The organism is Arthrobacter sp. FW306-1B-G06A, from assembly GCF_058781765.1.
On sequence record NZ_JBYSXB010000021.1, the window covers coordinates 1 to 24945 of the forward strand.

Consider the following 24945-nt stretch of genomic DNA (forward strand, 5'->3'; position numbering starts at 1 on the left):
GGTCACCGCCACGGGAACACCCTCGGCGGCAAGATCCGTGACCAGCGGGTAGATCATTTTGGGTTGATGTCCCTGGCCAAATAGGCGGCAGCCCGGCGCAGAATCTCATTCTCCTGCTCCAACAAGCGGTTGCGCTTCTTCAACTCCCGCACCTCGGCCGACTCCGCCGCCACTGGGCCGGCCCCGGACTCCTTACGTTCCGCGATGGCAATCCAGCGCTTGAGCGTCGTGACCGACAGCCCAAAATCCTTCGCAATCTGCGCCAGCGGCGCCTCGCCCTTGCGGGCCACATCAATAACATCCTGGCGGAACTCCGCCCCATAAGCCGTCGGCATGGTCAACATCCTTCCACGAGCACCAGCTCGCTAGGTCAAGGAGTCAACAAAACCGGGGGCAGTCCCAATCGAGTCTCATTGTTAGGCACGTCCGCTCCCCTCACTCAGGAAACAACAATTCGGTCCATCTACTTGGATCGTTGCAAGCGCGCAAAGCTGCTGGGCGAGGTATGGACTGTCGACACTTACCGTAATGCCGTCGACCGGTCATCGCTGAAGGCCCCGGTAAGGAGAACCCTGCATGCCATGGTCGACAGCACCTCCGGCAGGCATACCACCATTGACAGGGCCAGCCTCTGCCTCCTGACGGGGGTAGCGTGGGAGGGAACGATCACCGAACACTGGCAACGGGCACGGGACGCAGGTCTTCTGACGAGTGCTGCAAGGTATAACCGGAGTTCGCTGCACACCTTCACAATTCCTGGGAGGGAACTTCCGGACCTTGATCCGGACGCGTCTTTGTTTTGGCCGCATGTGTGGACTGAGGCTGAAATTGCGTGGTGGGACGTCCTCGATAGCGGGACGTGGGCAGTGCCACCTTGGCGTGACGGACGGCCACCGTTCTAAAAACCCTACTCTAAATAAGGCGAGCCATAGCCGGAGGCTCGCGAGCCTTATTAGCCTTGACGAAAAACCGGGACGAGGCCGTGGCGGGGGGGCGCGAAGCGCTCCCTCCGCGGAGGCCGAGGACCAGGGCCCTGACGGCTGATTGTCCGTAGCGAGGGCCCTTAAGGCCCTCGATCTTCCCTTGACCTATCGAAGCCGAAGGAGCGAAGCGACTGAGGCTTCGATCCGGCGACCTCTTGTCACCCGAGGGGGCGAAGCCCCCGAGGTGCCGTACCGTCCTGGACCACTGATTCGGTCACCGTAACGGAGGGCCCTAAGCCCTCCGTACCGTTCCCGCTTGTCACCCGTAGCGAACGGAGCGAAGCCGGGTGAGCTACGGCCTGGGGCCTTCGCTGGCCGGGCCAAAGGTCCGGCGCCATACCACTGCTGTGCCGTACGCCATCTACCCGCGCACGGAGCGCAAGTGCAACCGGGTGCAGAACTCGCTGCCTAGATACTCTGAGTACGGTTTAGCTCGTGCGCTTTCGTAGTGTGCAGAAGTAGGGACCGAGGAGGCGACCGGCCTCACCCCGATTTGAAAAGCTCAAGGGACCAGGCTTCGACAAACTACGGCGAAGGCGGAATCCTGACGAACAGCCGGAACAATCTAGCCGTCTGGCGCGCCTAGCGGAGGAAGCCGCGGCGGATTGCTTGCGCGACTGCGGAAGCCCGGTCGGAGACATCGAGCTTGTCGTAGATGTGTTGCAGATGGGTTTTGACAGTCGCCAGCGAAATGTGCAGTTCGCCGGCGATTTTTTGGCCTGAGTGCCCGTCAGCTGCTAAGCGGAGGATCTCGACTTCCCGGGAGGAAAGAACCGGCTTCTCTGGGACGTCCTGGCGGGTGCGAAGTTCCCGGGCGAGTACATCCTGGGCGAAGGGCGCAATGACTGTTCCGCCCGCGCCGACTTGAAGGACAGCGTCGGTGATCTCGCCAAAGGATGCTGCTTTCTCCAGGAATCCTCGTGCCCCGTGCGCGAAGGCCCGGTAGACAGTCGTGCTGTCCATATAGGCGGTCAGCACGAGTACGTTTGTCGGCGATCCTTCGGCGAATAACTGCTCCAAGACTTCCATGCCGTCGAGCACCGGAAGTTTTAGGTCCATGACCGCCACGTCGGGTTTCAATTTCCGGATCGCCTCGAGTGCGCTTCTGCCGTCCCCTGCGGATCCCACGACATTTATCTGTGCCACGGCCTCCCAGTTTCGTGCCAGTCCCTCCCGGTACACGGGGTGGTCGTCGGCAATGAAGACGGTGAGGATCCTCATGGCAGCGCCAATGCGCTGCGGACGGTTCGGGCGAAGTGGTGGATTTCGAAAGGCTTGGTGAGGTAGTCCCGGATTCCGATGCCTCGCAGTTCTTTGATGCGGGCAGGCGTGGCATCGGCTGAGAGAACTATGACCGGGATTCGTCGTGTGCGTTCGTGGTTCTTCAGCTGCTTCATGACGTCGACCCCTGACATGTCAGCCAGGTTCACATCCAGGAGGATAAGTTGGGGGGAGATTTGACGTGCAAGGACGATACCGGATCTGCCGCTCGTCGCGGAGACAAGATTAAGGTCGCCCATCCCGGCGATGATGTTCTCGACCAAGCGAATATTGGCGTAGTTATCCTCAATGTGAAGAATAGTCGCCTCTGCCCCGCGGGGGATGACAACGGTTCCGATCCCGGACTCCGGCGCCCGGACTTCATCTTCCTGTTCGGGCCCGAGCGGTATCTCAACGAAGAAGGTCGATCCTTCTCCCGGAGCGGTGTGCTCGATGCCCAGCACACCCCCCATTTGCTCGACCAGCTTCCTGGAAAGCGCGAGCCCCAAACCCGATCCCTCGATGTCAGCCGCCTGGGCCAGACGGACGAAGGGCGTGAACAGCCGTTGAACGTCGTCTTCAGACATACCGGGGCCTGTGTCCGTGATGAAGAAACGAAGGGAGCCCCTTCGGTGCTCGCACCAGACTCGAACAGCACCTTGGGGTCTGTTAAACTTCACAGCGTTTCCGAGCAGGTTCAGGAATACCTGCCGGAGCCGTTGGGTGTCGGCCAGAATGTAGCGGTGCAAGGCCCCGTGCAGGTCGCTAGCGATTTCAATATCCTGTGCCGCCGCGAGCGGGCGGACGAGCTCAAGGGCCTGATGAATAGCTTCGATCGCTGGCACCGGGGTCGTCGCCATGCCCGGGGCGCCTGCTTCAATCCAGGTGATGTCAAGCACCTCGTTGACGAGTGAGAGCAGATGATTGCCGGCATCGAGAATGTGACCGGCGCTTTCGGCTGCTCTGGGCCCGAGCGGGAGATCCTGTAGCAACTGGGCGAAGCCCAGGATGGCATTCAGCGGCGTGCGCAATTCGTGGCTCATCCTGGAGAGGAATTCACTCTTCGACCGGTTGGCGCGTTCTGCTTCGTGCATGGCGTCGCGAGCCGCCCTCTCGGCGCGTTTACGGTCGGTGATGTCGGTGGAGATCGCCCCGAGCGCGTAAGGGCGCCCCGAATCACTGATCAGGGGGAACTTGATGGAGAGCCAGCGGCTGTCCTCATCGGGGTCGGCTCGGTCGCCTATTATCGCGAGCGGTTCTTCGACTTCAATGGAATCGCAGGTTCTGATCACCATGTTGTCGTTCTCGCGGTAGACATCCGCGACCGGTCCGGCGAATATATCGTGATCGGTGAGGCCGATGATTGATTCCGGGTTCATGCCGAAACGCCTGGCGAAATAATCGTTGACGAGGACGTACCGTCCGTCGAGGTCCTTGACATACATCAGGGCGGTCGAGTTGTCCAGAAGATCTTTGAGCTGCTGGATAGTCGAATGCAGGTCACGCTCTGTGGATTCTTGGTCGGTCAGCGTTCTTAGCTGGGCGACGAGGTATTCACCCGGATCCCCAGGGCTGCTGAAGGTCCGGGCCCTGAGGCGGTAGGCACCTTGATGGTCACCCAGTTGGAGAGTGACGGTTTGGGGTTCGGAGGGCGTGGAGGCAGTGGAGGCCACCATGTGGCTGAGGGCCGTTTCTGAATCCGTTGTTGGACTTCCCCGGAGGAGGGCGTGAAATTCCTTGTTGCCTTCAAGAAACACCAGCCCGCCGGCGTGCTCATTGCGGAATATGACAGTCGCCAGCGGCGCCGCATCGAAGGCGGCCACCTTCAGCCGGTCGAGGCCTTCAGCGGAACTCACAGACACAGTCTTTCACAACGGCACGACACTCAACAGGGCCACCGGGGCGCTCCCAACCGCAACCGGGGCCGGACCCGATCGTGTACCTTCTGCGCTCCCTTCAACGATACTAGGTCCCGGGAAGCGCAGGGCCCCTGCGAGTTTGCCGTTCGGAGCCGCCACAGAATGGGCAATCGAGGAAGTCGAGGGCGGAGCCGCAAGCTCGACAATCCTCATTTTTCAATTCCGGAACTATTCGCAGTGGAAGCGGACACTCTCTGGCTGGCCCATGCCACCTGCTGTTCACTAGAGCTATCCGCTTCATGGCAAGCTTCCTGATGTTTCAGAATGTTGAGTGGTTGGCTCGCCGTTCGGGCCTTCCTTTGACACCTCAATTCTTTCCCCGGACCAAGAGGGGCACATCCGCCGTTTGGAACGCCAAGAGATTGAACTTCCCCTCGCCGAAAGGATGATGCACCGCCCGTCTCATGGCCTTCTGCCGTACCAGACCGCTAGCCGGACTGACGTCGAGCACGTGCCGGATGAAGCAAAGGTAGGCCATACAGACAGATTTTCGAGTTCCAGACGGTTGGTCGCCGGGGACCCTGACGGCCTTCAAAATTCCAGGGTCACCAAAGGGAGGAGCACCCAGTCACAAACGGCCGTAAAAGGAGATTTGTCCCCGGCAGAGACCCAAATGGGCCTCATCCGGCCGAGCGATGTAGGCAGCCAATCCGCTGTTTGTAATTTCTACAATTGCCCCTCCGGATTCTTTCACTTCTGCCAGTGACAGAGACTTACATCACAGCGGAAGGTTGTTGCTACCCAACAACCCCTCCGGAGGGGCTGGAACTTAGGAACTGCAAGCCGCCGAATCAGGACTTTGTGAAGGTCGACAATTACGAGCGTGTGCGGCACGTTCCGGGCTCTAAGCTCAGGCGGCGCTTCCCCACCCGGGCCCATGCCGTGACTACCGTCTCCGTCCCGTTGCTTTTCTCTCCCGTAGGAGCATCCATGTCCGTTACACCCGATCAGACGACACCGTACTCGTCGTATGTTCTTCCCCCTCAGAAAAAAGTCAGGCGGTGGTCCCTCACAATGGCGTGGTGGGCCTTGTTCTCCGCTATGTTCTGGATTTACATCGCAGTAGCATCCGCGGGCGCCGTCGGCGTTCCAAACACGATCATCGGCATGGTGTTGACCATCGCCACCTACGGCGTGATCAATATGGTGCTGACCAAATTTGCTGCAAGGACCGGGCTCTCCGTGGAGGAATTCTCCCGGACCCTTTTTGGGCTTGTCGGTTCAGCTCTGGCAACATTGATCTTCGCCGCAACTGCCATCTATTACGCCGTCTTTGAAGGATCAATTATCGCGGTCGCCCTTGAGAGCTTCTTCGGTGGCTCGAGAATCATGTGGTACGCCATAGTGGTGGCCTACGCCATCCCGCTAGTTGCCGGCGGGGTCCAGAACTGGCTGGACAAGCTCAACGGCTTCCTTCTGCCCCTGTATCTGGCCGGCCTGGTGGCCGTTGTTATTGCTGCCACAGTCATCCGAGGTGTACCCACCGATTGGATCGGCCACGCAGCAGTCGCTTCGCCCTTGCCTGGCTGGGTTACTTCTTACCTAATTTACATGGGCGTATGGGTCGTGATGATGTACACCTTCGACTACGCGCGCCTTGGCCGCCAGCAAGACGAAAAGTTCCACGGCACCGTTACCTTCGGCTGGGTCTTCTATGCGTTCACGTTCGGCCTAAACGGTCTCATCGGTATTTACATCATGAGCGCCTGGGGTCTGCAGGCCACGGAAACCGGCGTTGTCCAGGCATTCATATCCTCCCTCGGCTTCTTCGGACTGCTGGTCATCTTCATCTCCCAGACGCGCATTAATACGGCCAATTACTATCTGGCATCCCTGAATCTGGGCGCTTTCATGGAGCGCGTCTTCAACCTCCGCCTTCCACGATTCGTCTGGGTGCTTGTCTCCGGCACCATAGCTTTCCTTTTCATGCTGACCGATGTGCTCTCGTACCTCCTCAAGGCTCTGGCGTGGCAAGGTGTCTTCGTCACGGCGTGGGTTGCCGTCGCCCTGGTATACATCGCTCTCCACCGCAACTCTCCAGGCGTCTTCCCCGAAGTCCGCCCCGAAATGCTCAAGCCCATCTCCGCTGGCGCAGTCGCCTGGCTCGTGGCCTCAGGAACGGGCATCTTCTTCACGGAGCAGACTGCTTCACCCTTGGCAGCCCAGTTCGCACCGTTGATCACGGTCGCGTTGGCCGGCGGCTTGTACTACGCCGCGCACTGTCTGCAGGCTTCTCCCGTCATCAGCGCCATTGATGCCGAAGTACTGGCTGCAGATTCGCACGACGACAAAGCTGTGGCACACCTCTGATATGTAGGTCTGGTTGTCAATAGCCGCGAATGAGCGGCTCCTGGGTTGTGGTTCCGGGGGCCGCTCATTTTGTGCCGGTCGGGCATGGGCGGATTGGTGGGTGCGGGCCGATTTCGACAGGCAGTGTCAGGCCCCACGATAATTAAGGCGACCGGGTGTGGTGGAGCTGCTTTGGTTGGGGCCAGAACAGACCTGCCGCCCGGCGTCTGTGCTAGCCGTTTCGGGCGGGTGAAGTAGTCAGGGCCGGGCTCGTTGTAGAGTTCGCCGGTTCTGAGTATGTTCCAGACGACAATCAGGATCGCTTGTTCAGCGCCGCGAGGGCTTTCATCGGGCCTCACCCGGGCGCCAGTCGCCGTATTTTGTGCCGAAGTGCATCTTCTTTCATCGCGACAGGGCCAACGTTGCGATTCCCCGGCGCTTTTGAGGTAGGGGTCTCGTTTCTGGTTTGTCGGGTTATACGCAGTGGGTTGCCGTGTTCGGAGACACACGTTGCCCGCTGACTGGGACTCGGCAGGAAGAAATGCTCATCGCCCCGGCCCGGGACAACACCGAGATCAATTCCAGGTCCGCAATCGACCCCGAGGGGGAGGGAATCATCGGCTGCGAAGCAACCGTCCTCATCGATGCCGGAACCTACAGCGGGGAAACCGGATTCCCGACCGCCATGATTTCGTACACTTTGGGCGGCGTCTACGAATTGGAATCCGTTTGGCCGTATCCCAGGTCATTTACACCAAAATTCCCCCAACCCGCTTCTTCCGCTCCCGCAATGGCGTATATAACAGTTTTGTTCTGGAGCGCACGCAAGAGATCCTTCGGACCGTCGGAATGGCCCTAACCGAGTTCAAGAAGCTCAACGTCGTCGTGACGGCTTCCCAGGGCCATTGGCCAGCGCAATGACGGCAACATCGTGGGGCCGTGCTGACCGACCACATCTATACCCTGAGTGCTGCAAGTACCACGTCCCGCGGTCACACCGTGGTGGATGGGCACATTCCGTACGGTCGGCCGTTCGGCGGAGCCAAGGTGGCCGGTTCGCCTTTGCTGGTCCGTCACCAGCAGCGAACCTCACCCGGACGGCGGCGTCACAGTCGTTACCTCAGGTGCGGAAATCGGCTCCGGTTCGCAGATGCAGAGCATTCTGTAGAGCGTCTCCCACGCACGGGTCTCAATGTGACACGCATCGCATGTAGCGCGCCGCATGCGCCGGATTGTCCGGGGCGTCGTCCGATGCGACCGTGACTTCCGGCGACACCGTTTCAAGGACCGCCCACAAGAAGACCTCGGAACTGCACAAATTGCAGTGGACGTATCCGGGTCCCGGAAAACTGCGCACCGGCGTTGTCCGCGTTGCGTTGCTGCACCGGAATTATCCGGACGGGTGGCCGGCTGCGCGGTCTGGCAGCCAGTGCGATCACCGCCGCGTTCGACCACGCCCTCGGCCAGTTCAGTCCCACACACTTTCGACCGGCTCAGCAACTGCCCCAGGCCAAGAGCGGCCTTCGGCATCCGGAGTAAGTGCTCGCCATCCCCCGGGTTCGCTGAAATTTGTTTTGCAGGAGAACCCGATCATGCCATTTATTGACCGGATGCACCGCTCGGCCACACGAAGCGTGCCGACGACAATGTCGTCGAGAGTGGCAGCCCTTGGCTCAACTCGGGCTCACAAGCCTTGAACGCGCCCGGTCGAGCTGGATGTCAGGCCCTGCTGAGAGCGACGATGTCGTCGTGGTACGCAAGATAGAGGTTGGTAATCACCCTCGCATTTGAGAGCGAGCCCCCTGTCAAGCTTTCAACCTTCTTCAACCGGTAACGAACGGTGTTTGGATGAACGAACAGGTCAGCGGCAACCCTGGCCACATCAAAGCCATCTGCCAGATACCTTATGAGTGTTTCTTTGAGTTCAACATCGACGTCTATATCTTTGACGAATGCTTGCAGCTTGCTCTTGTCCTTCGAGGACAGCCTTCGGGCGAGAAGCCATGTTGCTGGATCCACCTCATCCAGTCGCACAATACCAGTAGACAAACCGTGCTCTGAGTGACCCGCGGCTTTAACTTGCAGGCGGGCAATTCCAGCGGCCGCTTCCGCCTCCCGAAAAGCCTCGGGGGTGGACACCAGATCCGTGTAGGGCTCCGACAAACCCACAACCACAGACCCTTCCAGCAATTCCAGCCAGGGATTGAGTGCAGAAGAGTCGGAGACGACAGCATGAAAGCCGGGAGGACTCTCCGGCGTCCGGCCGTTCTCGGCCAGCAGCAGCCCGAGCCCACTGGTTTCGGCCCGGCGCTGCAGCAGTTCGGGAAAAGCGGGATCCAGTGGTTCGTCGTCGAGGTTCGCCGCGACGACGGCACGGACAGGCCCGTAGGGGGTGAACCGAAGTGCGCGCATGCGTTCCCATTGCCTGAACTCGCGGGCCACCGGGATACCGTCCTGGAGCATGGTCAGTAACTGCATGCTTTCGTGGCGCGCCCGGGTGTCTGAAAACTGAGCGATCCCCTGAATTGCAGCGAGGAGTCGCTGGGTGGTTTCCAACAACAGGTCTCCCAAGTCGGTCAGCACCCTGTGGTTCATGCTTGCCACGGCCAACGTGTAGCCGACACCCTTGAGAACCGTGGGACGTGCCATGGCTGCCCACCGGCCGATTTCGATGGTACCGGAATCGTTCTTGCCGGAGCGGATCTCCTTCCACATCAAGTGGGTGGGACCGTCTCCAGACGACTCAACGATGGCCCCGGACTCGTCGTAGAGTACGGCGGTGCCGCGGCAGGCAGTGGCCAGCCTGGCTATGAGAGATTTAATCGGGTCTGCAGCTGAAATGCTCTGCAACAGGTCATTGCTCAGCCACAGGGCGCGCTTTTGCACGTAGGCGTCAGGAGCGACCTGAGATTGATTGATGAAGTTCTCTATGCGGTAGAAGGGTACGTCCTTCGCCACCGTGTACAGCGGAAATCCGGCCTGCTTGCATGCCGCTACCAGCTGCGCGGGCACGTAATCAAAATAGACACCGACTCCGAAGAAGACGGCCGCCACCCGGGCCTCCCGCAATTCGTCAACCAGCTTCACGGCGAGCAGATGTTCCCGTTCCGCGTTCACAAACCTCAAACCAGTGGTCAGGAGGATGCTGTTCGGCTCGAGCCATTCGGCCGGATTGTGGATATCGCTCGTGTGGGCACTGGTGATGACCGTGCCCGGGTTCCCCGGGACTACCGGTGACAGTCCGAGATGCCCTTCATTGACGACGTCGTTGAGTGTGACGGGTGGCTTGTCAGACATCAAGCCTCCTAGGCGAAATGGCGGGAAACAGCAGAACTGAAGGCTGCCTGTAATTTCTACAACAGACCTTCCCGATTATTTTACTTCCGCCAGTGACAGAGACTCACATCACAGCGGAAGGTTGTTCCTACCCAACCACCTATCTGGAGGAACTAGATGTCCAATGTCAGAGTCGCCGTCGATGTGGGCGGCACATTTACAGACGTTTGCATTTTTGACGAGGATACGCAGCGCATGCGCGTCACGAAGGTGCCGTCCACCCCCGCCGATCCCATGCTGGCGATCCTGAGCGGAGTCGAGCGCGCCGAGATCAACCTCGAAGATGTCACTCTTTTCTCGCATGGCACCACTGTGGCCACGAATGCACTGATCACCCGAAACTTTCCTGCCGCGGCGATGGTCACCACCAAGGGTTTCCGGGATGTCATCGAGATCCGAGACGGAACAAAGGACGATCTTTGGGATGCTTACAACGACGTAACGGGGCCCTACATCCGCCGCCGCGACCGATTCGAAGTCACCGAGCGCATCGATTTCGCCGGAAACGTCGTCACCCCCCTGGATGAAGTCGAGGCACGCCGCCTGGCAGCCGTGCTGCGCAAGCGCGGCGTCGCAACAGTCGCCGTCTGCTTTATCAACTCCTACGCCAACCCGGAACACGAAATCCGTATGCGAAAGATTCTCGAAGAGGAGCTCCCTGACGCCACCGTGTCGACGTCGGCTGAGATCCTTCCCGAGATTTTCGAGCATGACCGCTTCAACACCGCGGTTTCCAACGCGGTCTTGGGGCCGCTGGTATCGGGGTACGTAAACCGTCTTGCGGATGAGCTCAAAGACGGAGGATACGACGGCGACCTGCTGCTTTTGCATTCAGGCGGCGGTTCCATGACGCCCCGAATGGTCAAGCGCTACCCAGTCCGCCTGGCGGCGTCCGGTATCGCTGCAGGAGCCATCGCGGCGAAGCACATTGCCCAGCAATGTGGCTATGAAAACGCTGTTGGTCTCGACATGGGTGGCACCTCCACAGACATCGCGCTGGTCTCCGATGGTGAACTTCGAATCACCAAGGAATGGCAAGTTGAATATGGTCACCCGATCGTCTTCCCCAGTATCGAAGTCCTGACCATCGGGGCGGGCGGCGGTTCCATCGCACACATCGACATCGCGGGTTCACTGCGCAACGGACCACAGTCCGCCGGCGCTGATCCTGGACCGGCCTGCTACGACATGGGCGGCACACAACCCACTAACTGTGACGCCAACGTTCTCCTGAACCGGCTCGGCTCCACCCTCGCCGGCGGCGCCAAGACGCTGGACCGGGGACTCTCCGAAGCAGCGATCAAACAGGTTATCGCCGATCCGCTTGGCATGAGCAAGGAAGAGGCTGCCCACGCGATCCTCCAGGTCGCGAACGCCAACATGGCTGACGCCGTTCGTCTCATCTCCATCAGGCGGGGCTACGACCCCCGGGACTTTGCGCTGATTGCCTTTGGCGGGGCAGGAGCCTTGCACGGCGCCGAGGTGGCCAAGGAATTGAACATTCCCACAGTCGTCGTTCCGCCGAACCCTGGTGTGACCTCGGCCATGGGATGCCTCCTGGTCGACATCCGCCACGATCTGTCCTCCATGTACACGGCCTTGGCTGCGGACGCCGACCCCGAAGACTTGGAAGAGCACTTCAGGGCGCTGGAGGCGGAGGCTTCGGCCCGGCTCCGGCACGAAGGCGTATCCGAGGAGAACTCGGTACTGCAGCGCATCATCTCCATGCGTTACCAGGGACAATGGCGTTCCCTGGCCGTTAACATCGGCGCTGGAGAGGGCGCTCTTGAGGAAGCGATTCAAAGCTTCCATCAGCAACACGAGCGCGAATTCGCCTTCCACCAGGACGATCAGCCTGTTGAGATCTACCAGCTCCAGTTGTCAGCCATCGGCAAGACGCCCAAGCCAACATTCGTCCCGGCGAGGGTGCGGGTATCGGAGCCCGGCGAGCCCGAGTCCATTCGGCCCGTTTACTTCGGCGAAGACGGTTGGGTGGAGACCCCCGTATATGACCGCACGAAGCTCGGCGCCGGCGCCACGTTCGCCGGTCCGGCCATCATCGACCAACTGGACTCCACGACGGTTGTTCCGCCACGCACCACGGCTGAGATCGACGACTGGCTCAACATCCGAATCCACCTCACCGAATTCAAAGAGCAGCAGGAAGGCTAACCCCATGACCGACGTAGCCACAAGGCCGGATCTGCACGCTGCACATTCCGGCGTCCGTCAGGCTTCAGGGCTTGACCCTGTGACCTTCGAGGTGCTGAAAAATGCCTTCGTCACCAGCGTGGACCTGATGAGCGAGCAGATCCTCAGAACCTGCTACTCCTTCGTCATCTACTCCCGCGACTTCTCGTCCGCCCTGTGTGACGCCCGAGGAAATACTGTTATGCAGGGAAGCGGCGACATCGCGGTGCATGTTGGCACGTTGCACTTCCAGTGCAAGGCCATCATCGAAGAGTTCGGACAGGACATCCATCCTGGCGATGTCTTCGCCATCAACGACCCTTACAGAGGCGGAACCCACTTCAACGACGTCAGCTTCATCCGCCCGATCTTCTCCGACGGGGAAATCATCGCGTACGCCCAAAATAAAGGACACTGGGCCGACATCGGAGGCAATGTTCCCGGCTCCTTTGACGTGAACGCAAAGGAGCACTTCGGCGAAGGCCTGCGCATCACCCCGGTCCGGGTTTGGAGCAAGGGCACATTTCTTCACGACGTCGCGCAACTCCTCGTGTCCAACACCAGGGCTCCACGACAGGCCATGGGTGATCTCCATGCCCAGTCAGAAGCTACGGCCGCGTGCGAACGGGAAATCCTTCGACTCGTGGGCAAGTACTCCAAGAAGACAGTCGTGGCCGCGATGCAGGAGACTCAGGACTACGTGGAAAGAATTGTCCGACGCCGGCTGGAGGATCTCCCGCAGGGCGAGTGGGAGACAACCGACTACATCGACTTCGATCCCGGCAAGGGCGAGGGCCTGGTCCCCATCAAGATCAAGCTGACCTTGGATGGCAAGGGGATCCACTACGATCTGACGGGCTCGGCCCCGGCCGTGGAGACGTTCCTCAACTCTGGTTACGGCACGACACACTCCGCTATCTACGCGGGCACCAAAACGTTCTTCCCGGACGTCCCGCTGAACTCAGGTTTCTACGCCGCGGTTGAAGCGATCATCGGCCCTGAGGGAACTGTTGTAAACGCCGGCTGGCCGTATGCCGTAACAGGCTTCTGCTCCGGCCCTTACGAAAAGCTGATGAACGGGATCTTCGAACTCTGGTCTGGCATCATGCCCGACCGTGCCATGGCCTGCGCCTTCAACCTTGAGTATCTCCTGGTCGGTGGCAGGGATGGCCGCACCGCCGACAACCCCTACTTCATGTGGTACGACTGGATGGCCGGCGGTTGGGGCGGGCGCGCCAGCAAAGACGGCTCGAGTGCCACCGCACCGGTGTTCGGCCCGGGTCTCGCCGTTCAGCCGGTAGAAGGCCAGGAGCGGCTTTCCCCGGTCCTTACCACCGTCCACCAGATTGGAATGGACTCCGGTGGCCCGGGTAGGTTCCGCGGCGGCCTCGGCATCGAGAAGGGCGGCATCCTAGTAGATGCCACCAACACCGTGATGAGCTACTGCTGCGACCGGGCGCGGTCCATCACTTGGGGCATCGAGGGTGGATTGCCTTCCATTCCACATGGCGTGTGGATGAACAAGGGCACGGAACAGGAGAGGTTCCTCGGTTCCAACTTCTCTGCTGTGCCCCTGATGTCCGGAGACTCTTTCACCAGACCGTCCGCGGGCGGCGGCGGATACGGCGATCCACTGGAGCGACCCTTTGATGAGGTTCTCGACGACGTCATTGATGACTACGTCTCGATTGAACGGGCAGCCAAGGACTACGGAGTGGTCGTTCGCGAGATCGACAAGGACCTGGACCTGTTCGAGGTGGACGAGCTTGAAAGCAAGAGCCTCCGCGAGCATATTCGGTCCGAAAGGCACGGCTGGCTGGCGACCGATCCTGTACTGATCGCCCAGCTGTACCGGGCAGGCGAACTGGATCTGCTAGACGTCATTCGGCGCCACGGAGTCATTCTGGATTGGGGCTCCGGGGAACTGTTTCCCGAAACAACCTCACAGTTCCGGGCAAGCATGCTAAGGCGCTCTGCCTCACACTGGGGCTGATAGCCCGAAATCCCCGAACCAACGGAATCGCCCGGCACCGAAAGGTGCCGGGCGATTCCGCAATCAGCAGTCAAGTTAGCGAAACGAGTACTCAGCATAGAACCGCAACAGGCGTCTCGGAACAGACAGCCGCTCGGCGAATCCGCGCGCTCTGTAACGGAGTGGCCATGTGGGCGGTCTTCGATCCCGCGTGATCGGCCTGTCGACGGGAGCCCTACTATGGATTCGAGCATCACCGCCGGGGCCTAGAATCCAGCGGCCGTGCGTTGGGCGCTGACAGTGACTTCCTTTAAGACCATGTCTCCTAAGCGGACTTCCACGACTTCACCGGTTCAGTTCTGCCTGTCCGGCGAGGCGGTATTGGAGCCCCTGTTCCGTTTGCTTGAACATCAGCGTTCCAGGAGTATGGCGTCGCCCTGCCATCCGCCTCCGCAAAGCGCTGCCGCCGCTCGTCTTGTACTGCGGGGATGAGTGCGTGTACTGCCGTGACTATAGAACCGGGCGCCAGACGCGCCGATTGGAAGGCCTCTTTGATCTCCCCCAGATCGAGGTCAGCCTCCCATGCTTCACGTTCAGGTACAGTCTGGATGGCCCTGGCAGGCTTGTCGGGAAGTGAGGTATCCGCACCGGCGATTTGTGCATGGGCCCGCAAGACCGCCAAGATTGGCAGCCCGAGCAATTGGGCGGTCTCCCGCCAGGTGAACACGAGCGCTACGGCCCCGTCAATCAATGGTGACGCGTTCCTTGCCGTCGCCGTTCCCTCCAGAGAGAAAGCAGGCTGCAGCCGGGCAAGGGGCTCGCGCGAGGTGTCCGGTTGTCGATTGCCAGTGTCCCATGGCATCGTGCGTGAATGCGTCCGTCAGTCCTTCGTGTGCCGCGGCGTCAGAAACGTCCAACCCACCACATGGATTCCGGCGCGGGTCGGGGTAGGAGGCGAGGAACTTGGCTCATTGACTTCTGTCCCCGGCGACGACGACTGTCGCGTCACCTACGCAGAAGCATCCTCGCGGCCTCGATAATCGCGGACATCCCGGAGATGCAGACCTTGTTTACAGTGATCGCTGGAGCCGACAACGGCACTCCTGCAGCGACTGCGCTCTGACGGGTCGAGTTTTGACCCGTGCCTGACTGAAGCACCTGTCCCATGACGACGGCGTTCACCAAGAAGGGTCGATTCCGGCTTTGGTCAGCACGCCGCCAATGGCTGCTCCTCCCAGATCTACGGCAGATACGGTGGAGAGCTGACCGAGGAACCGGCCGTGAGCCGTGCTGGAGGCGCCGACGATCACGACGCCATCTGGACTGTCTTGGAAGGCGCTTTCATCTGGTTTCGTACGCGTACTCCGCAATCGAGGCGTTGGCTGCGTTGGCGTGTTCGTCCTTGGCCGCTCGATGGGATGTGTGTCACGACAGGCATGCCAGGCCAGTCGGGGGAAAGTTCGCACCAAGGACCATGCAGCGATCGATGTCACCGGGCGTTGCGGCAACGCCTTCGTCGAGCATGAGCTGGACCTCTTCGGCTAGCGCGTCTCTGACCCGACGGCGGATGCGGTCAGGGTCTGTTCCGTGCGGCTCCGAAGGCAGAGTCAAAGCGGTGGGGTGAACTGCGCCCTCTTCATCGAAGAAGCTGGGCAACCGTGCCTCGACGACCGAGGAAAGCGCGGCCGATCGGTGGAAGCGGTCCGGGTAGGCGCGATGCAGCGTATCAGAGATGTGCTGCTGAACGGCGGGGCCGATGTATCCGATCAAAGCCAGCGGTGTCATGGGCAAACCCCAGGGATCCAGGGCGCGGTCAACATCGAGCGGGTGGCTTCCCTTGTCGATCTCGGCGAGGACTTCCGAGAAGATCCGGGTCAAGATGCGATTTACGACGAATCCGGGTGTGTCCGAGACGTGAACTGCGGTCTTGTCGAGCTTGGTGGCGAGGTCTCCGGCATCCGCGACGGCTCTGTCTGACGCGAAGGGGGTGCGGACCAGTTCGAGCAGTGGCAATGCGGCCACGGGATTGAAGAAGTGGAATCCGAGGACGCGTTCGGGGTGCTTGAGCACCCCGGCCATGGCAGCAACCGACAATGAGGAGGTGTTCGTGAGCAGGAGCGCGTCCGGTGCGACTGACGCCTCGAGTTGTCGAAGTACAGCTTGTTTAGTGCTCAACTCCTCGAAGACTGCCTCGATGACAGCATCGCAACTTCTGAAGTCCGCAGGATCGGTGGAGCCATGGATGAGCCCTGAAATCTCTGCTGCTTCACCCGTCGCGAGTCGGCCCTTGGCTTCCTGGCGGTTGAGGCGATTGCGCATCTCATCAAGTGCATTGGTGACGCGACTTGCAGAGACGTCGCTGATGAGAACCGGAACACGGAGCTTTTCGGCGGCGAGCAGGACAAGTTGGGTCGCCATTCGTCCGGCCCCGACTACCCCAAAAGACTCGATGCTTCTCTTTGTCCCGGGACTGCTGGATGAATCATCTGAAGAGATGCGTGACAGTGTTTGTGACATGATCCTGGTTCCGTCCCTACCCTCGTAGGTAGACCGTAGTCGTGTGTGTAAAGAATTCCTTCGCCGCGGAGCCTTGTTCCTTGGGTCCGGAGCTGCTTTTCTTGGCCCCGCCAAACGGCACGTGAGGGTCTGAGCCTGCGGATTCCGAATTGATGTGAAGGATGCCTACGTTGAGGGCGTCAATCGCTTCCAGTGCTATGGCCATGTTGCGGGTGAACAAGGATGCGGACAGACCGAACTCGGAATCCTCCGCCCAAGCGAACGCTTCGTCTGTTGATGCTGCCCTACGGACTGCCAGTACCGGGCCGAATAGTTCCTTGCGCCACGCGATGTTCGCAGCGCCCACGTTTCCGCGAGGAAGTTCGAGCACCGTGGGTGCGAGAAAGGCGCCGTCCGTGCCGGCAAGAGGATTAGCCGAAGATGTCCCGGCGATGGCTTCGGCTCCCGTTTCCATGGCGATGGTGATGTCATTGAGAATCGACATGCGGGCTCCCTCGCTGACCAGCGGTCCCATGTGGACGGATGGTTCTGTGGGGTTTCCGGTCTGCCAGTTTTCGAGCCGGGCCTCGAAGCGCTCTAGAAACTCGTCGGCGATGGAATCGGCGAGGATGAGGCGGGACGTTGCCGTGCACTTCTGCCCCGTTGATCTGAATGCTCCGAAAAGCACCTGTTCCGCGGCCAGGTCAAGGTCTGCGTCTGGGAGCACCATGGCGGCGTTCTTGCCGCCCATTTCGGCTTGCATGGGCAACCCGCGCAACGCCGCCTCGGCGGCCAATCCACGTCCAATGCCTGGCGAGCCGGTGAACGTTATCCCGTCAAGACCCGGACTTCGCGCGAGGTCCGTGCCGATTGAGCCGGACCCAATGATCATGTTGAGGACGCCGGAAGGCAGGCCGGAATTGGCCAGAGCTTCGGCCAAACGCATCGCAAGGAGAGGGACGGTTGAGGCCGGTTTCCACACCACGGTGTTCCCGTACACGAGTGCCGGGGCAATCTTCCATGCCGGAATTGCAATCGGGAAATTGAAGGGGGTGATGACGCCAATTACGCCGAGCGGTTTCCGCGTAATGAGAATACGTTCGCCGCGTCGCGGTGAAGCGTAGTGCTCTCCGGCAACCCTGTCGCCTTCGTTGCCGTAGTAGCGCAGAATCTGTACCGCGCGCAGCACTTCCGCTGTCCCTTCCGCAAGTGTCTTGCCTTCCTCTCTCGAAAGTTCCAGACCCAAGCCGGACGCCTGCTCTTCCAACGCGGCGGCGGCGCGGATGAGCACGGCGCCCCGTTCATGAATCGGTGTGCGGCTCCATTCCGGCTGTGATGCGCGGGCTGCGCTCATCGCGCGTTCCAGATCGCTAGCCAGGGCCGTCTGCCCTTCGGCGACCAGTTCCTGCGGGCTGGCCGGATTCCGGGAGGCCAGGCGCTGCCCGTCGCCGACGACCCACCTGCCGGCTATCAGGAGCTTAAGCAGTGCGGGAGTCTCGACTTTGCCGGCGGATCCGGTGTTCCGTGCGGCGCTGCGTTCCGCGGCCATGGTCACCGGAAGGCACCTGTCCCGGTGAGCTTTTGGCCGAGGATCAGGGTGTGGACTTCATCTGTACCTTCGTATGTCCGCACAGATTCAAGGTTGTTGGCGTGGCGAAGGGGGGAGTAGTCGAGGGTGATCCCGTTTCCGCCGAGGATCGTTCGGGCCTCGCGGCAGATCTTGATTGCTTCCCGGCAGTTGTTGAGCTTGCCGACGCTGATTTGGTGGGGCTGCAATTTGCCGGCGTCCTTGAGCCTGCCGAGGTGCAGGGCGAGGAGAAATCCTTTGTTGATCTCCAAAGCCATATCCACGAGCTTCTGCTGGGTGAGCTGATAGCCAGCAAGACGCCGGCCGAACTGGAGTCGCTCCTTGGAGTAGTTGAGCGCGTCTTCGAAGGCGTCCCTGGCTGCTCCCATCGTGCCCCAGGCAATGCCGTAGCGCGCTTCGTTGAGACACGCGAAGGGGCCTTTGAGGCCAGTCACGTTCGGTAGGACTGCCTCGGCGGGAAGCCGCACCTCATGCAAGTTGATTTCGCATTGGATCGAGGCGCGCATCGAAAGTTTCGGTTCGATCGGAGTTGCCTTAAAACCCGGTGTGTCGGTCGGGACAACGAAGCCGCGCACCCCGGACTCCGTCTGGGCCCAAATGATGGCGACCTGAGCGACATTGGCTAGTCCGATCCAGCGCTTGGTGCCGTTCAGGATCCAGTCTTTACCGTCTCGGCGGCCAAAGGTGGTCATGGAGGAGGGGTCTGAGCCAGCGCTGGGCTCGGTGAGTCCGAAGCAGCCGATCGCCTCCCCGCCAGCCATCCGCGGGAGCCATTCGTCCTTCTGTTCGTCCGAGCCATGTTTGGCGATGGCCGTCATGGCCAGCGATCCCTGCACTGATACGAACGTCCGAAGCCCGGAGTCACCGGCCTCGAGCTCGGTTGCGGCGAGGCCGTATTCAACTGCCGACTGCCCGGCGCATCCGTGACCTTTGAGGTGCATGCCGAGCAGGCCCAGCTTGGCAAATTCAGGCACGATTTCGAGGGGAAACCTGGCCTCCTCGTACCACCTGGCGATGTTTGGTTTGATCTGCTCTTGGACAAACGCCCGGACCCGGTCGCGCAGGGCGAGCTCCTCGCCGCTGAGTAGTGTGTCGAACGAAACCAGGTCGGAAGGATCCACGGCGGTGGAATCGTGGATGCCTGCGGAAGTGGGGGCAAGGGTCATGATGGTCCCTCCTGGGCTTGGTGACTAGGGGTTAGTCTGCGCTTATAGATTGTCGTCAGTGTTCCCGGTCCTGGGGCTGCGTAGCCAGCTCAGTACGTTGTGAGTGTGTTCGCCGAGTGCGGGAGGTGCCTGGGTTCGTTGGGGCAGCGGCGGCGTCCACGTTATGGGGTGGCGGATCTGGTGCCCGACGATTGCGCCGTCGGCGTCGTGCACGGCGATCGTCGGAGCAAGACCCAGTTTCTCGGCGTACTCAAGGCCCTCTCCAATGCTGGCAACCCGCCCTGCCGGGACCCCGGCTGAAACCAGTTTGTCCTGCCATGTTTGGGCGCCGGCGACAGACAGCCCGGCTTCGAGCAGGGGGACGAGCTCTCGGCGGTACCTGACACGCGCTGAGTTTGTCGCGAATCGCGGATCAACCGCGAGCTCCGGGGAGCCGATTGCCTCGCATAGCCGCGCGAACTGACCGTCGTTGCCTGCAGCCACAGCCAAGGGATCGTCAGCAGTTGCCAACAGCTGGTACGGGACAATCGACGGGTGGTCGTTGCCCATACGCTTTGGCAGCACCCCCGCCCCCAGATACGCCTGGCCTTGGTTGGCCAGTGCGCCTTGAAGGCTTGAAAGCAGGTTGACTTCGACCCGGCGGCCCCGCCCCGAGGTGGTGCGGGCGGAAAGGGCGGCGAGGATGCCTATGGTGGCATCCTTGGCAGTCAGCACATCAACCAACGCAACACCCACTTTGAAAGGGTCCCCTTGGTGGTCGCCGGTGATGCTCATGAGCCCACCAAGGGCTTGGACGATGAAGTCATACCCCGGAAGATTCCGTCCGCCGCCGGAACCGAACCCGGAGATCGACGCATAGACGAGCCCAGGGTTCTCTTGCGCGAGTGCCTCATAGCCGAGGCCCAACTTCTCAATGCCGCCTGGTTTGAAATTCTCGACCAGCACGTCGGCCCGGCAGGCTAGCTCCCGGGCGAGGGCTTGATCGTCGGGGTTATTCAGGTCAAGGACGATCGATTCCTTGTTCCGATTCACGCTCTCGAAGTAAGTTGCCCCTGTCTTCGAGGACGGCGGGGACCACTGACGGGTGTCATCGCCGGTGCCCGGCCGCTCGACTTTGATGACCCTGGCTCCAAGATCTGCAAGGGTCATGGTGGCAAGCGGGCCTGCGAGCACGCGGGAAAAGTCTGCGACCAGGATCCCGGCGAGGGGGGCACTGGAGTCTGTTTGCGCGTTCATCGTTCTCCTGAGTGCCACCCTCCCGGAACACTCATGAGAGCACCGAGCGAATGGATGCCTCCAGCACGGCAAGTCCTTCGTCAAGAACGTCAGCCTCGATCCCGAGCGGCGGAAGCAGCCTGATTACGTTGCCGTTCGTCCCGCATGTCAATGTCAGTACGCCGTGGGTGTTGGCCTTCTTGGCCGCGGCGACGGCAAGGTCCCCGCGGGGTCCCGCGTCGTCTCCGAACTCGATGGCCATCATGGCACCCCGGCCACGAACATCGGAGACACCCTCCAAGGTCAGCAGCGGTTCGAGCCTTGCTCGAACCGCGGCCTCCACGCGTACGGCGTTCTCAAGAAGGGTGCCGTCTCCGAGGAGTTCGAAGACGGCCAGCGCAGCCTCGCACGCGACCGGGTTGCCGGCATAAGTTCCACCCAGGCCTCCGGTATGGACGGCGTTCATCAACTCGGCCCGTCCGGTGGCGGCGGAGAGCGGCAGGCCTGCTCCGAGTGCCTTTGCCGTGAGCGTGATGTCGCCGGCGATGCCCTCGTGTTCGGAGGCAAACAATTTGCCTGTGCGGCCCATACCGGCTTGGATTTCGTCGATGACCAGGACGATACCGTGGCGGGTGGCGATTTCGCGCAATCCGGCAAGGAAGCCTTGGGCGTGGACGATGAACCCGCCTTCTCCCTGAATGGGCTCGATGACCATCGCAGCGAAGGTCTCCGGCCCGTACTCGGCAAGAATCGCCTCTACGCCTTTGAGAGCGGAAGCGGGACCATTCGGGGAGCTGTGAGCCGGTGCAGTCGGACCCCGGAAGACAGATTCCGGGAACGGACCAAAGTTGAGCCGGTAGGGGTTCTCCTTGGCGGTCATGGCCATCGTGAGCTGGGTGCGTCCGTGGTAGGCCTCGTCAAAGACAAGGACGTTGGGGCGTCGGGTGGCGGCGCGGGCTATCTTGATGGCGTTCTCGACCGCTTCCGCACCGGTCGAGAAGAGGGCGGTCCGCTTGTCGAAGTCGCCGGGGGTGTTCTCGTTGAGCCACCGGCAAACGTCGACGAACGACGAATATTCCGTGACCATGAAGCACGTGTGCGTAAACCGCTCAAGCTGGGCGGCGGCACGTTTGGCAACCCGCGGGTTCGCTGCACCAACGCTCGTCACGGCAATGCCGGACGCGAAGTCGATGATGTGGTTTCCGTCAACATCAACGAGCATGGCGTTGAGCGCCCGGTCGATGAATACGGGCTGCGTTATGCCGAAGGCATCCGTAACGTGTCGACGACGCTCGGCCTCCAGCTCACGGGAACGAGGCCCGGGGAGTTCAGTGAGCAAGCGGCGGGCTGCCGCTTGGACGCTGGCAGGGTCATTGACGGGGCTAAGGGCGATTTCTGGCGTGACGGTCATAGGTCCTCCTCGTGTAGTAAATTCCACGATAGGGACGCACACTCCCGCTGTCTTTGGATGATCTATCCAGGATCAGAGGCATGCATGACGGAACATACAAACGGTCTTATGATTGGCGCATGATCACCCTCGCCCGACTTGTTGCAGCAGCACAACGCGACCTGGTGCCGTTCTGGCCGATCCCGCTCCCCCGCGTCGAGCTCTCCGGGGTTCACGTGTCCGAGCTCGAGGACCCCACAGTCTTCCTCTATGGTGGCGAGCTACTCCTGACCGTCGGACTCCAGCTGAGTGGCCTGGACAGCGCCACCCGCGCCGACGCTTGCACAAACTATGTTCGTCGCCTCGTCGACGGTGGAGTTGCCGCCCTCGGCCTTGGTCTTGGCTCAGGTCATGCCATGGTGCCGGATGAGCTTCGAGCTGCGTGCACCGAAGCCGGCCTTCCACTGCTGACGGTGCCCCGGGAATCACCCTTTCTTGCCGTTTCCCGAGCGTACTGGGAACTTGTTCGGCAAGGCGGGGAGGCGGAGCTAACGGCGCTGCTCGGACTGCAGGTGGCCCTGACGCGCGCCGCGGCCCAGGACGATGCCGAACCGGAAATCGTCCGCGAACTCTCCCGTGCGCTCGGCACTTGGGTTGCTTATCTCCCGGAGGGCGACGGTTCACCCTCAACGGCCGCCACAAGCGGCGAGCTGCCCGCCGGCCTGCTGGCGGATCTGGTCCGAGAATCGGCCAACCTCCGGACGGCCCGGCAGGGAGCCACAGGAAACATCCAGCTCGCATCCGGAACCGCCGCCCTGTATCCCGTCTCCAGTGGCCCTGCCGCCTCCGGCTATCTCGCTCTGGGTCGAAGTGGTCAGCTTGCGGCAGCAGAACGCCACCTATTCCTGACTGCTTCGACCCTCCTCGCCGCAAGGGCGGCGGGCCAGCGGCACGCAGCCGCGGAACGCCGTCGCGCGGAAGGCATGCTTGCCGCGCTCGTTCTGGAAGGGCACGACGACGCCGCACGCCTGTTGGCCAAACAGATGGAGTCGGATCCTCTGCCAGAGACAGCATTCCTGGTCGCGCTCCCCCGTGTTGAGGGTCTGGCAGCACAATTGCATCAGTACGGTCTGGTGCTTGAACGGCAGGATGCCCTGTTCGTCCTCCAATCGGCTTCGGGCACCCGGCCCCTCCTCCCCGCGGGCGTCCGGGGAGCATGGGGTGGCCCTATGCCCTTGAGGCGACTACACGAAATTGCGGCCCAAGTCGCCGAGGTGGCCGCTTCAGCCCCGGCCGACCAGCTGGTGCGGGTCGGCCACGGGCTCGATCTGCCAACAGATGAATGGGTGGACAAACTTAGCGCACATCCGGGCAACTTGCTTGAAACCGTCCGCGCCTACCTTGCGCACCGAGGCCAATGGGAGGCGGCGGGGCGAGAACTCGGTGTCCACAGGAACTCGATTCGATACAGAATCGGGCAAGCCAGCGAACTCCTCGGCGCCGACCTGGACGATCCGGATGTGGCAGCCCAGTTGTGGCTGGCGCTAAGGGGACGAACGCAGAGCTCTGGCATGAGCTGAGGACGAATGGTGCCCCTACCCTCTTCGAGACGGGGCGCTTTCCCCTCGTAATCAGCTCACGCCGGAGCACGGGTGTCGGCAGGCCTTTGGAGCGGCATAGAGCATTGGGCGTTGTTCCCTCCTTGGCGGTGGGGCGGGGCGCATTTTCCGGTTAAGTACGCCCACGGGGGTTCGGGTGTTTCCCTCCAAATTTGACAGTTCGTACAAAGGTTTCATCGCTTTTTGACGTTTCGTATCATGACCGGTGGCGCGCGGATGCCTACGCTCGATGGACAGTCCTTTGTTGGAAACCTTCCATCTGGATAAGCATCTGTCCCCGGAGAGCGGTGGAAGCCGCACATCGCATCTTGCGAAGTGCGGCTGCACTCCATCGTTCCTCCCGTCATTGAGAGGACGATCGTGACGATCGAAGATATAAGCCCCGTAGCCGAAACAGCGCGCCGTACAAGGACTATCCGCGGTGCGGTCCTCGAAGCCATCGGGGCGAACCGCCCGTACACGAAATCCCGCCCCATTCGAGTGGGCGACGTGGAGCTTGAAGAACCGGGCCCCGGCGAAATCCTGGTGCGCATTGAGGCCGCTGGAGTGTGCCACTCCGATCTTTCGGTGGTCAACGGAAACCGGCCGCGCCCGGTTCCGATGCTGCTCGGCCACGAAGCCGCCGGGATCGTGGAGGAGCTGGGTGAAGGTGTCGATGGCATCTCGCTTGGCCAGCGTGTGGTAATGACGTTCCTCCCCCGCTGCGGGCAGTGCGCCGGATGCCGGTCCAACGGCAGGACGCCCTGCGAGAAGGGCACCGCCTCCAACACCGAAGGAACGCTGCTTGGCGGTTCGCGCAGGCTCTCCAGGGACGGGCAGACGGTGAATCATCATCTGGGGGTCTCCGCCTTTGCCACCCATGCCGTCGTTTCCCGTCGCTCAGTCGTGCCCGTAGGAGCCGACGTTCCGGCGCATGTTGCTGCACTGCTCGGCTGCGCACTCCTCACCGGTGGCGGAGCCGTCCTCAATGTTGCCAAGCCCGGTCCCTCCACCCGGGTGGCCATCGTCGGGCTGGGCGGCGTTGGCATGGCTGCGCTGATCACTGCCAAAGCCGTCGGTGTCAAGCACGTCGTGGGAATCGACACGATGCCTGCAAAGCTGGAAGCCGCACTCCGGCTCGGGGCAGTTGATGCCATGAATTCCGAAACAGCCATGGAACGCGGTGAGAAGTTTGACGCTGTCATTGAAGCCGCCGGGCATCCCCGCGCCCTTGAGGCGGCCATCGCCCTCACGAAGCCGGGAGGCATCACGGTAACCGTCGGGCTGCCGGCCCCCGGTCAACCTGCGTCGATCGATCCTCTTGCCCTGACTGCCGAGGCGCGTTCCATCGTCGGCAGTTACCTCGGCTCAGCTGTGCCGGCGCATGACATCCCGATTTACGAGAACCTTTGGCGCTCCGGGCAACTGGCTGTTGAGGGTCTCGTATCAGACACAATCCCGCTCGAGGAGATCAACCTCGCGATGGACACCCTCGACGGCGGCCACGCTCTGCGCCAGATCATCACCTTTTCCTAATCCATAA

General features: G+C 61.3%; 15 protein-coding genes and 2 pseudogenes. 5 read left to right on the forward strand and 12 right to left on the reverse strand.

The annotated features are described in order from the left end of the window. From AC3WJM_RS12325 to AC3WJM_RS12335, 3 genes and pseudogenes are all read right to left on the reverse strand, one after another. Positions 1-335, reverse strand: a pseudogene (locus tag AC3WJM_RS12325) (transposase); the annotation flags it as partial. A 1230-nt stretch (positions 336-1565) separates the two neighbouring features. Next, positions 1566-2204 (reverse strand): response regulator, encoded by a 639-nt coding sequence (locus tag AC3WJM_RS12330; RefSeq protein ID WP_492271980.1) that lies wholly within the window; start codon positions 2202-2204, stop codon positions 1566-1568. Next, on the reverse strand, positions 2201-4099 hold the full coding sequence (locus AC3WJM_RS12335; protein ID WP_492271981.1) for a hybrid sensor histidine kinase/response regulator: 1899 nt from the start codon (positions 4097-4099) through the stop codon (positions 2201-2203). Before AC3WJM_RS12335 ends, AC3WJM_RS12330 begins: the two co-directional genes overlap by 4 nt. A 993-nt stretch (positions 4100-5092) precedes the next feature. Between AC3WJM_RS12335 and AC3WJM_RS12340 the strand changes: the two genes are divergently transcribed. After that, positions 5093-6472, forward strand: coding sequence for a purine-cytosine permease family protein (locus AC3WJM_RS12340; protein WP_492271982.1), 1380 nt, complete (start codon positions 5093-5095; stop codon positions 6470-6472). 1698 nt (positions 6473-8170) lie between these two features. Here the strand turns inward: AC3WJM_RS12340 and AC3WJM_RS12345 are convergent. Beyond that, positions 8171-9748 (reverse strand): helix-turn-helix domain-containing protein, encoded by a 1578-nt coding sequence (locus AC3WJM_RS12345; RefSeq protein ID WP_492272020.1) that lies wholly within the window; start codon positions 9746-9748, stop codon positions 8171-8173. Positions 9749-9904: 156 nt separating this feature from the next. Here AC3WJM_RS12345 and AC3WJM_RS12350 point away from each other — a divergent pair, with 156 nt between their 5' ends. Further along, the gene (locus AC3WJM_RS12350; RefSeq protein ID WP_492271983.1) at positions 9905-11959 is read left to right on the forward strand and encodes a hydantoinase/oxoprolinase family protein; all 2055 of its coding nucleotides are present in this window, start codon (positions 9905-9907) and stop codon (positions 11957-11959) included. A gap of 4 nt (positions 11960-11963) precedes the next feature. Next, positions 11964-13970, forward strand: a complete 2007-nt coding sequence (locus tag AC3WJM_RS12355) for a hydantoinase B/oxoprolinase family protein (RefSeq protein ID WP_284991034.1) — start codon at positions 11964-11966, stop codon at positions 13968-13970. Positions 13971-14359: 389 nt separating this feature from the next. Here AC3WJM_RS12355 and AC3WJM_RS12360 read toward each other — a convergent pair whose 3' ends face one another. The 8 genes and pseudogenes from AC3WJM_RS12360 to AC3WJM_RS12395 all read right to left on the reverse strand — a co-directional run bounded on the left by AC3WJM_RS12360 (position 14360) and on the right by AC3WJM_RS12395 (position 21825). Continuing rightward, complete coding sequence (locus AC3WJM_RS12360) at positions 14360-14488, reverse strand: hypothetical protein (RefSeq protein WP_492272021.1); 129 nt, start codon at positions 14486-14488, stop codon at positions 14360-14362. Between the two features lie 236 nt (positions 14489-14724). Beyond that, a pseudogene (locus AC3WJM_RS12365) lies at positions 14725-14811 on the reverse strand (hypothetical protein); the annotation flags it as partial. A 143-nt stretch (positions 14812-14954) separates the two neighbouring features. Beyond that, positions 14955-15116 carry a thiolase family protein gene (locus tag AC3WJM_RS12370; RefSeq protein ID WP_492271984.1) on the reverse strand — a complete coding sequence of 54 codons (162 nt, stop codon included), beginning with the start codon at positions 15114-15116 and terminating at the stop codon, positions 14955-14957. 258 nt (positions 15117-15374) lie between these two features. Then, positions 15375-16466 carry a 3-hydroxyacyl-CoA dehydrogenase family protein gene (locus AC3WJM_RS12375; RefSeq protein WP_492271985.1) on the reverse strand — a complete coding sequence of 364 codons (1092 nt, stop codon included), beginning with the start codon at positions 16464-16466 and terminating at the stop codon, positions 15375-15377. Between the two features lie 16 nt (positions 16467-16482). After that, positions 16483-17994 carry an aldehyde dehydrogenase family protein gene (locus tag AC3WJM_RS12380; protein WP_492272022.1) on the reverse strand — a complete coding sequence of 504 codons (1512 nt, stop codon included), beginning with the start codon at positions 17992-17994 and terminating at the stop codon, positions 16483-16485. A 2-nt stretch (positions 17995-17996) separates the two neighbouring features. Further along, positions 17997-19199: an acyl-CoA dehydrogenase family protein gene (locus tag AC3WJM_RS12385; protein WP_492271986.1), complete on the reverse strand. Its 1203-nt coding sequence runs from the start codon at positions 19197-19199 to the stop codon at positions 17997-17999. 42 nt (positions 19200-19241) lie between these two features. Further along, positions 19242-20435: a CaiB/BaiF CoA transferase family protein gene (locus AC3WJM_RS12390; protein ID WP_284991029.1), complete on the reverse strand. Its 1194-nt coding sequence runs from the start codon at positions 20433-20435 to the stop codon at positions 19242-19244. Positions 20436-20466: 31 nt separating this feature from the next. Beyond that, the gene (locus tag AC3WJM_RS12395; protein WP_492271987.1) at positions 20467-21825 is read right to left on the reverse strand and encodes an aminotransferase class III-fold pyridoxal phosphate-dependent enzyme; all 1359 of its coding nucleotides are present in this window, start codon (positions 21823-21825) and stop codon (positions 20467-20469) included. Between the two features lie 119 nt (positions 21826-21944). On the opposite strand from AC3WJM_RS12395, the gene AC3WJM_RS12400 reads away from it, so the two are divergent. Both AC3WJM_RS12400 and AC3WJM_RS12405 read left to right on the forward strand, forming a co-directional pair. Continuing rightward, complete coding sequence (locus AC3WJM_RS12400) at positions 21945-23384, forward strand: PucR family transcriptional regulator (RefSeq protein WP_284991026.1); 1440 nt, start codon at positions 21945-21947, stop codon at positions 23382-23384. Between the two features lie 399 nt (positions 23385-23783). Next, a complete protein-coding gene (locus AC3WJM_RS12405; protein ID WP_492271988.1) occupies positions 23784-24938 on the forward strand; it encodes an alcohol dehydrogenase catalytic domain-containing protein in 1155 nt (384 codons plus the stop codon). The last annotated feature ends 7 nt before the right edge of the window (positions 24939-24945 follow it).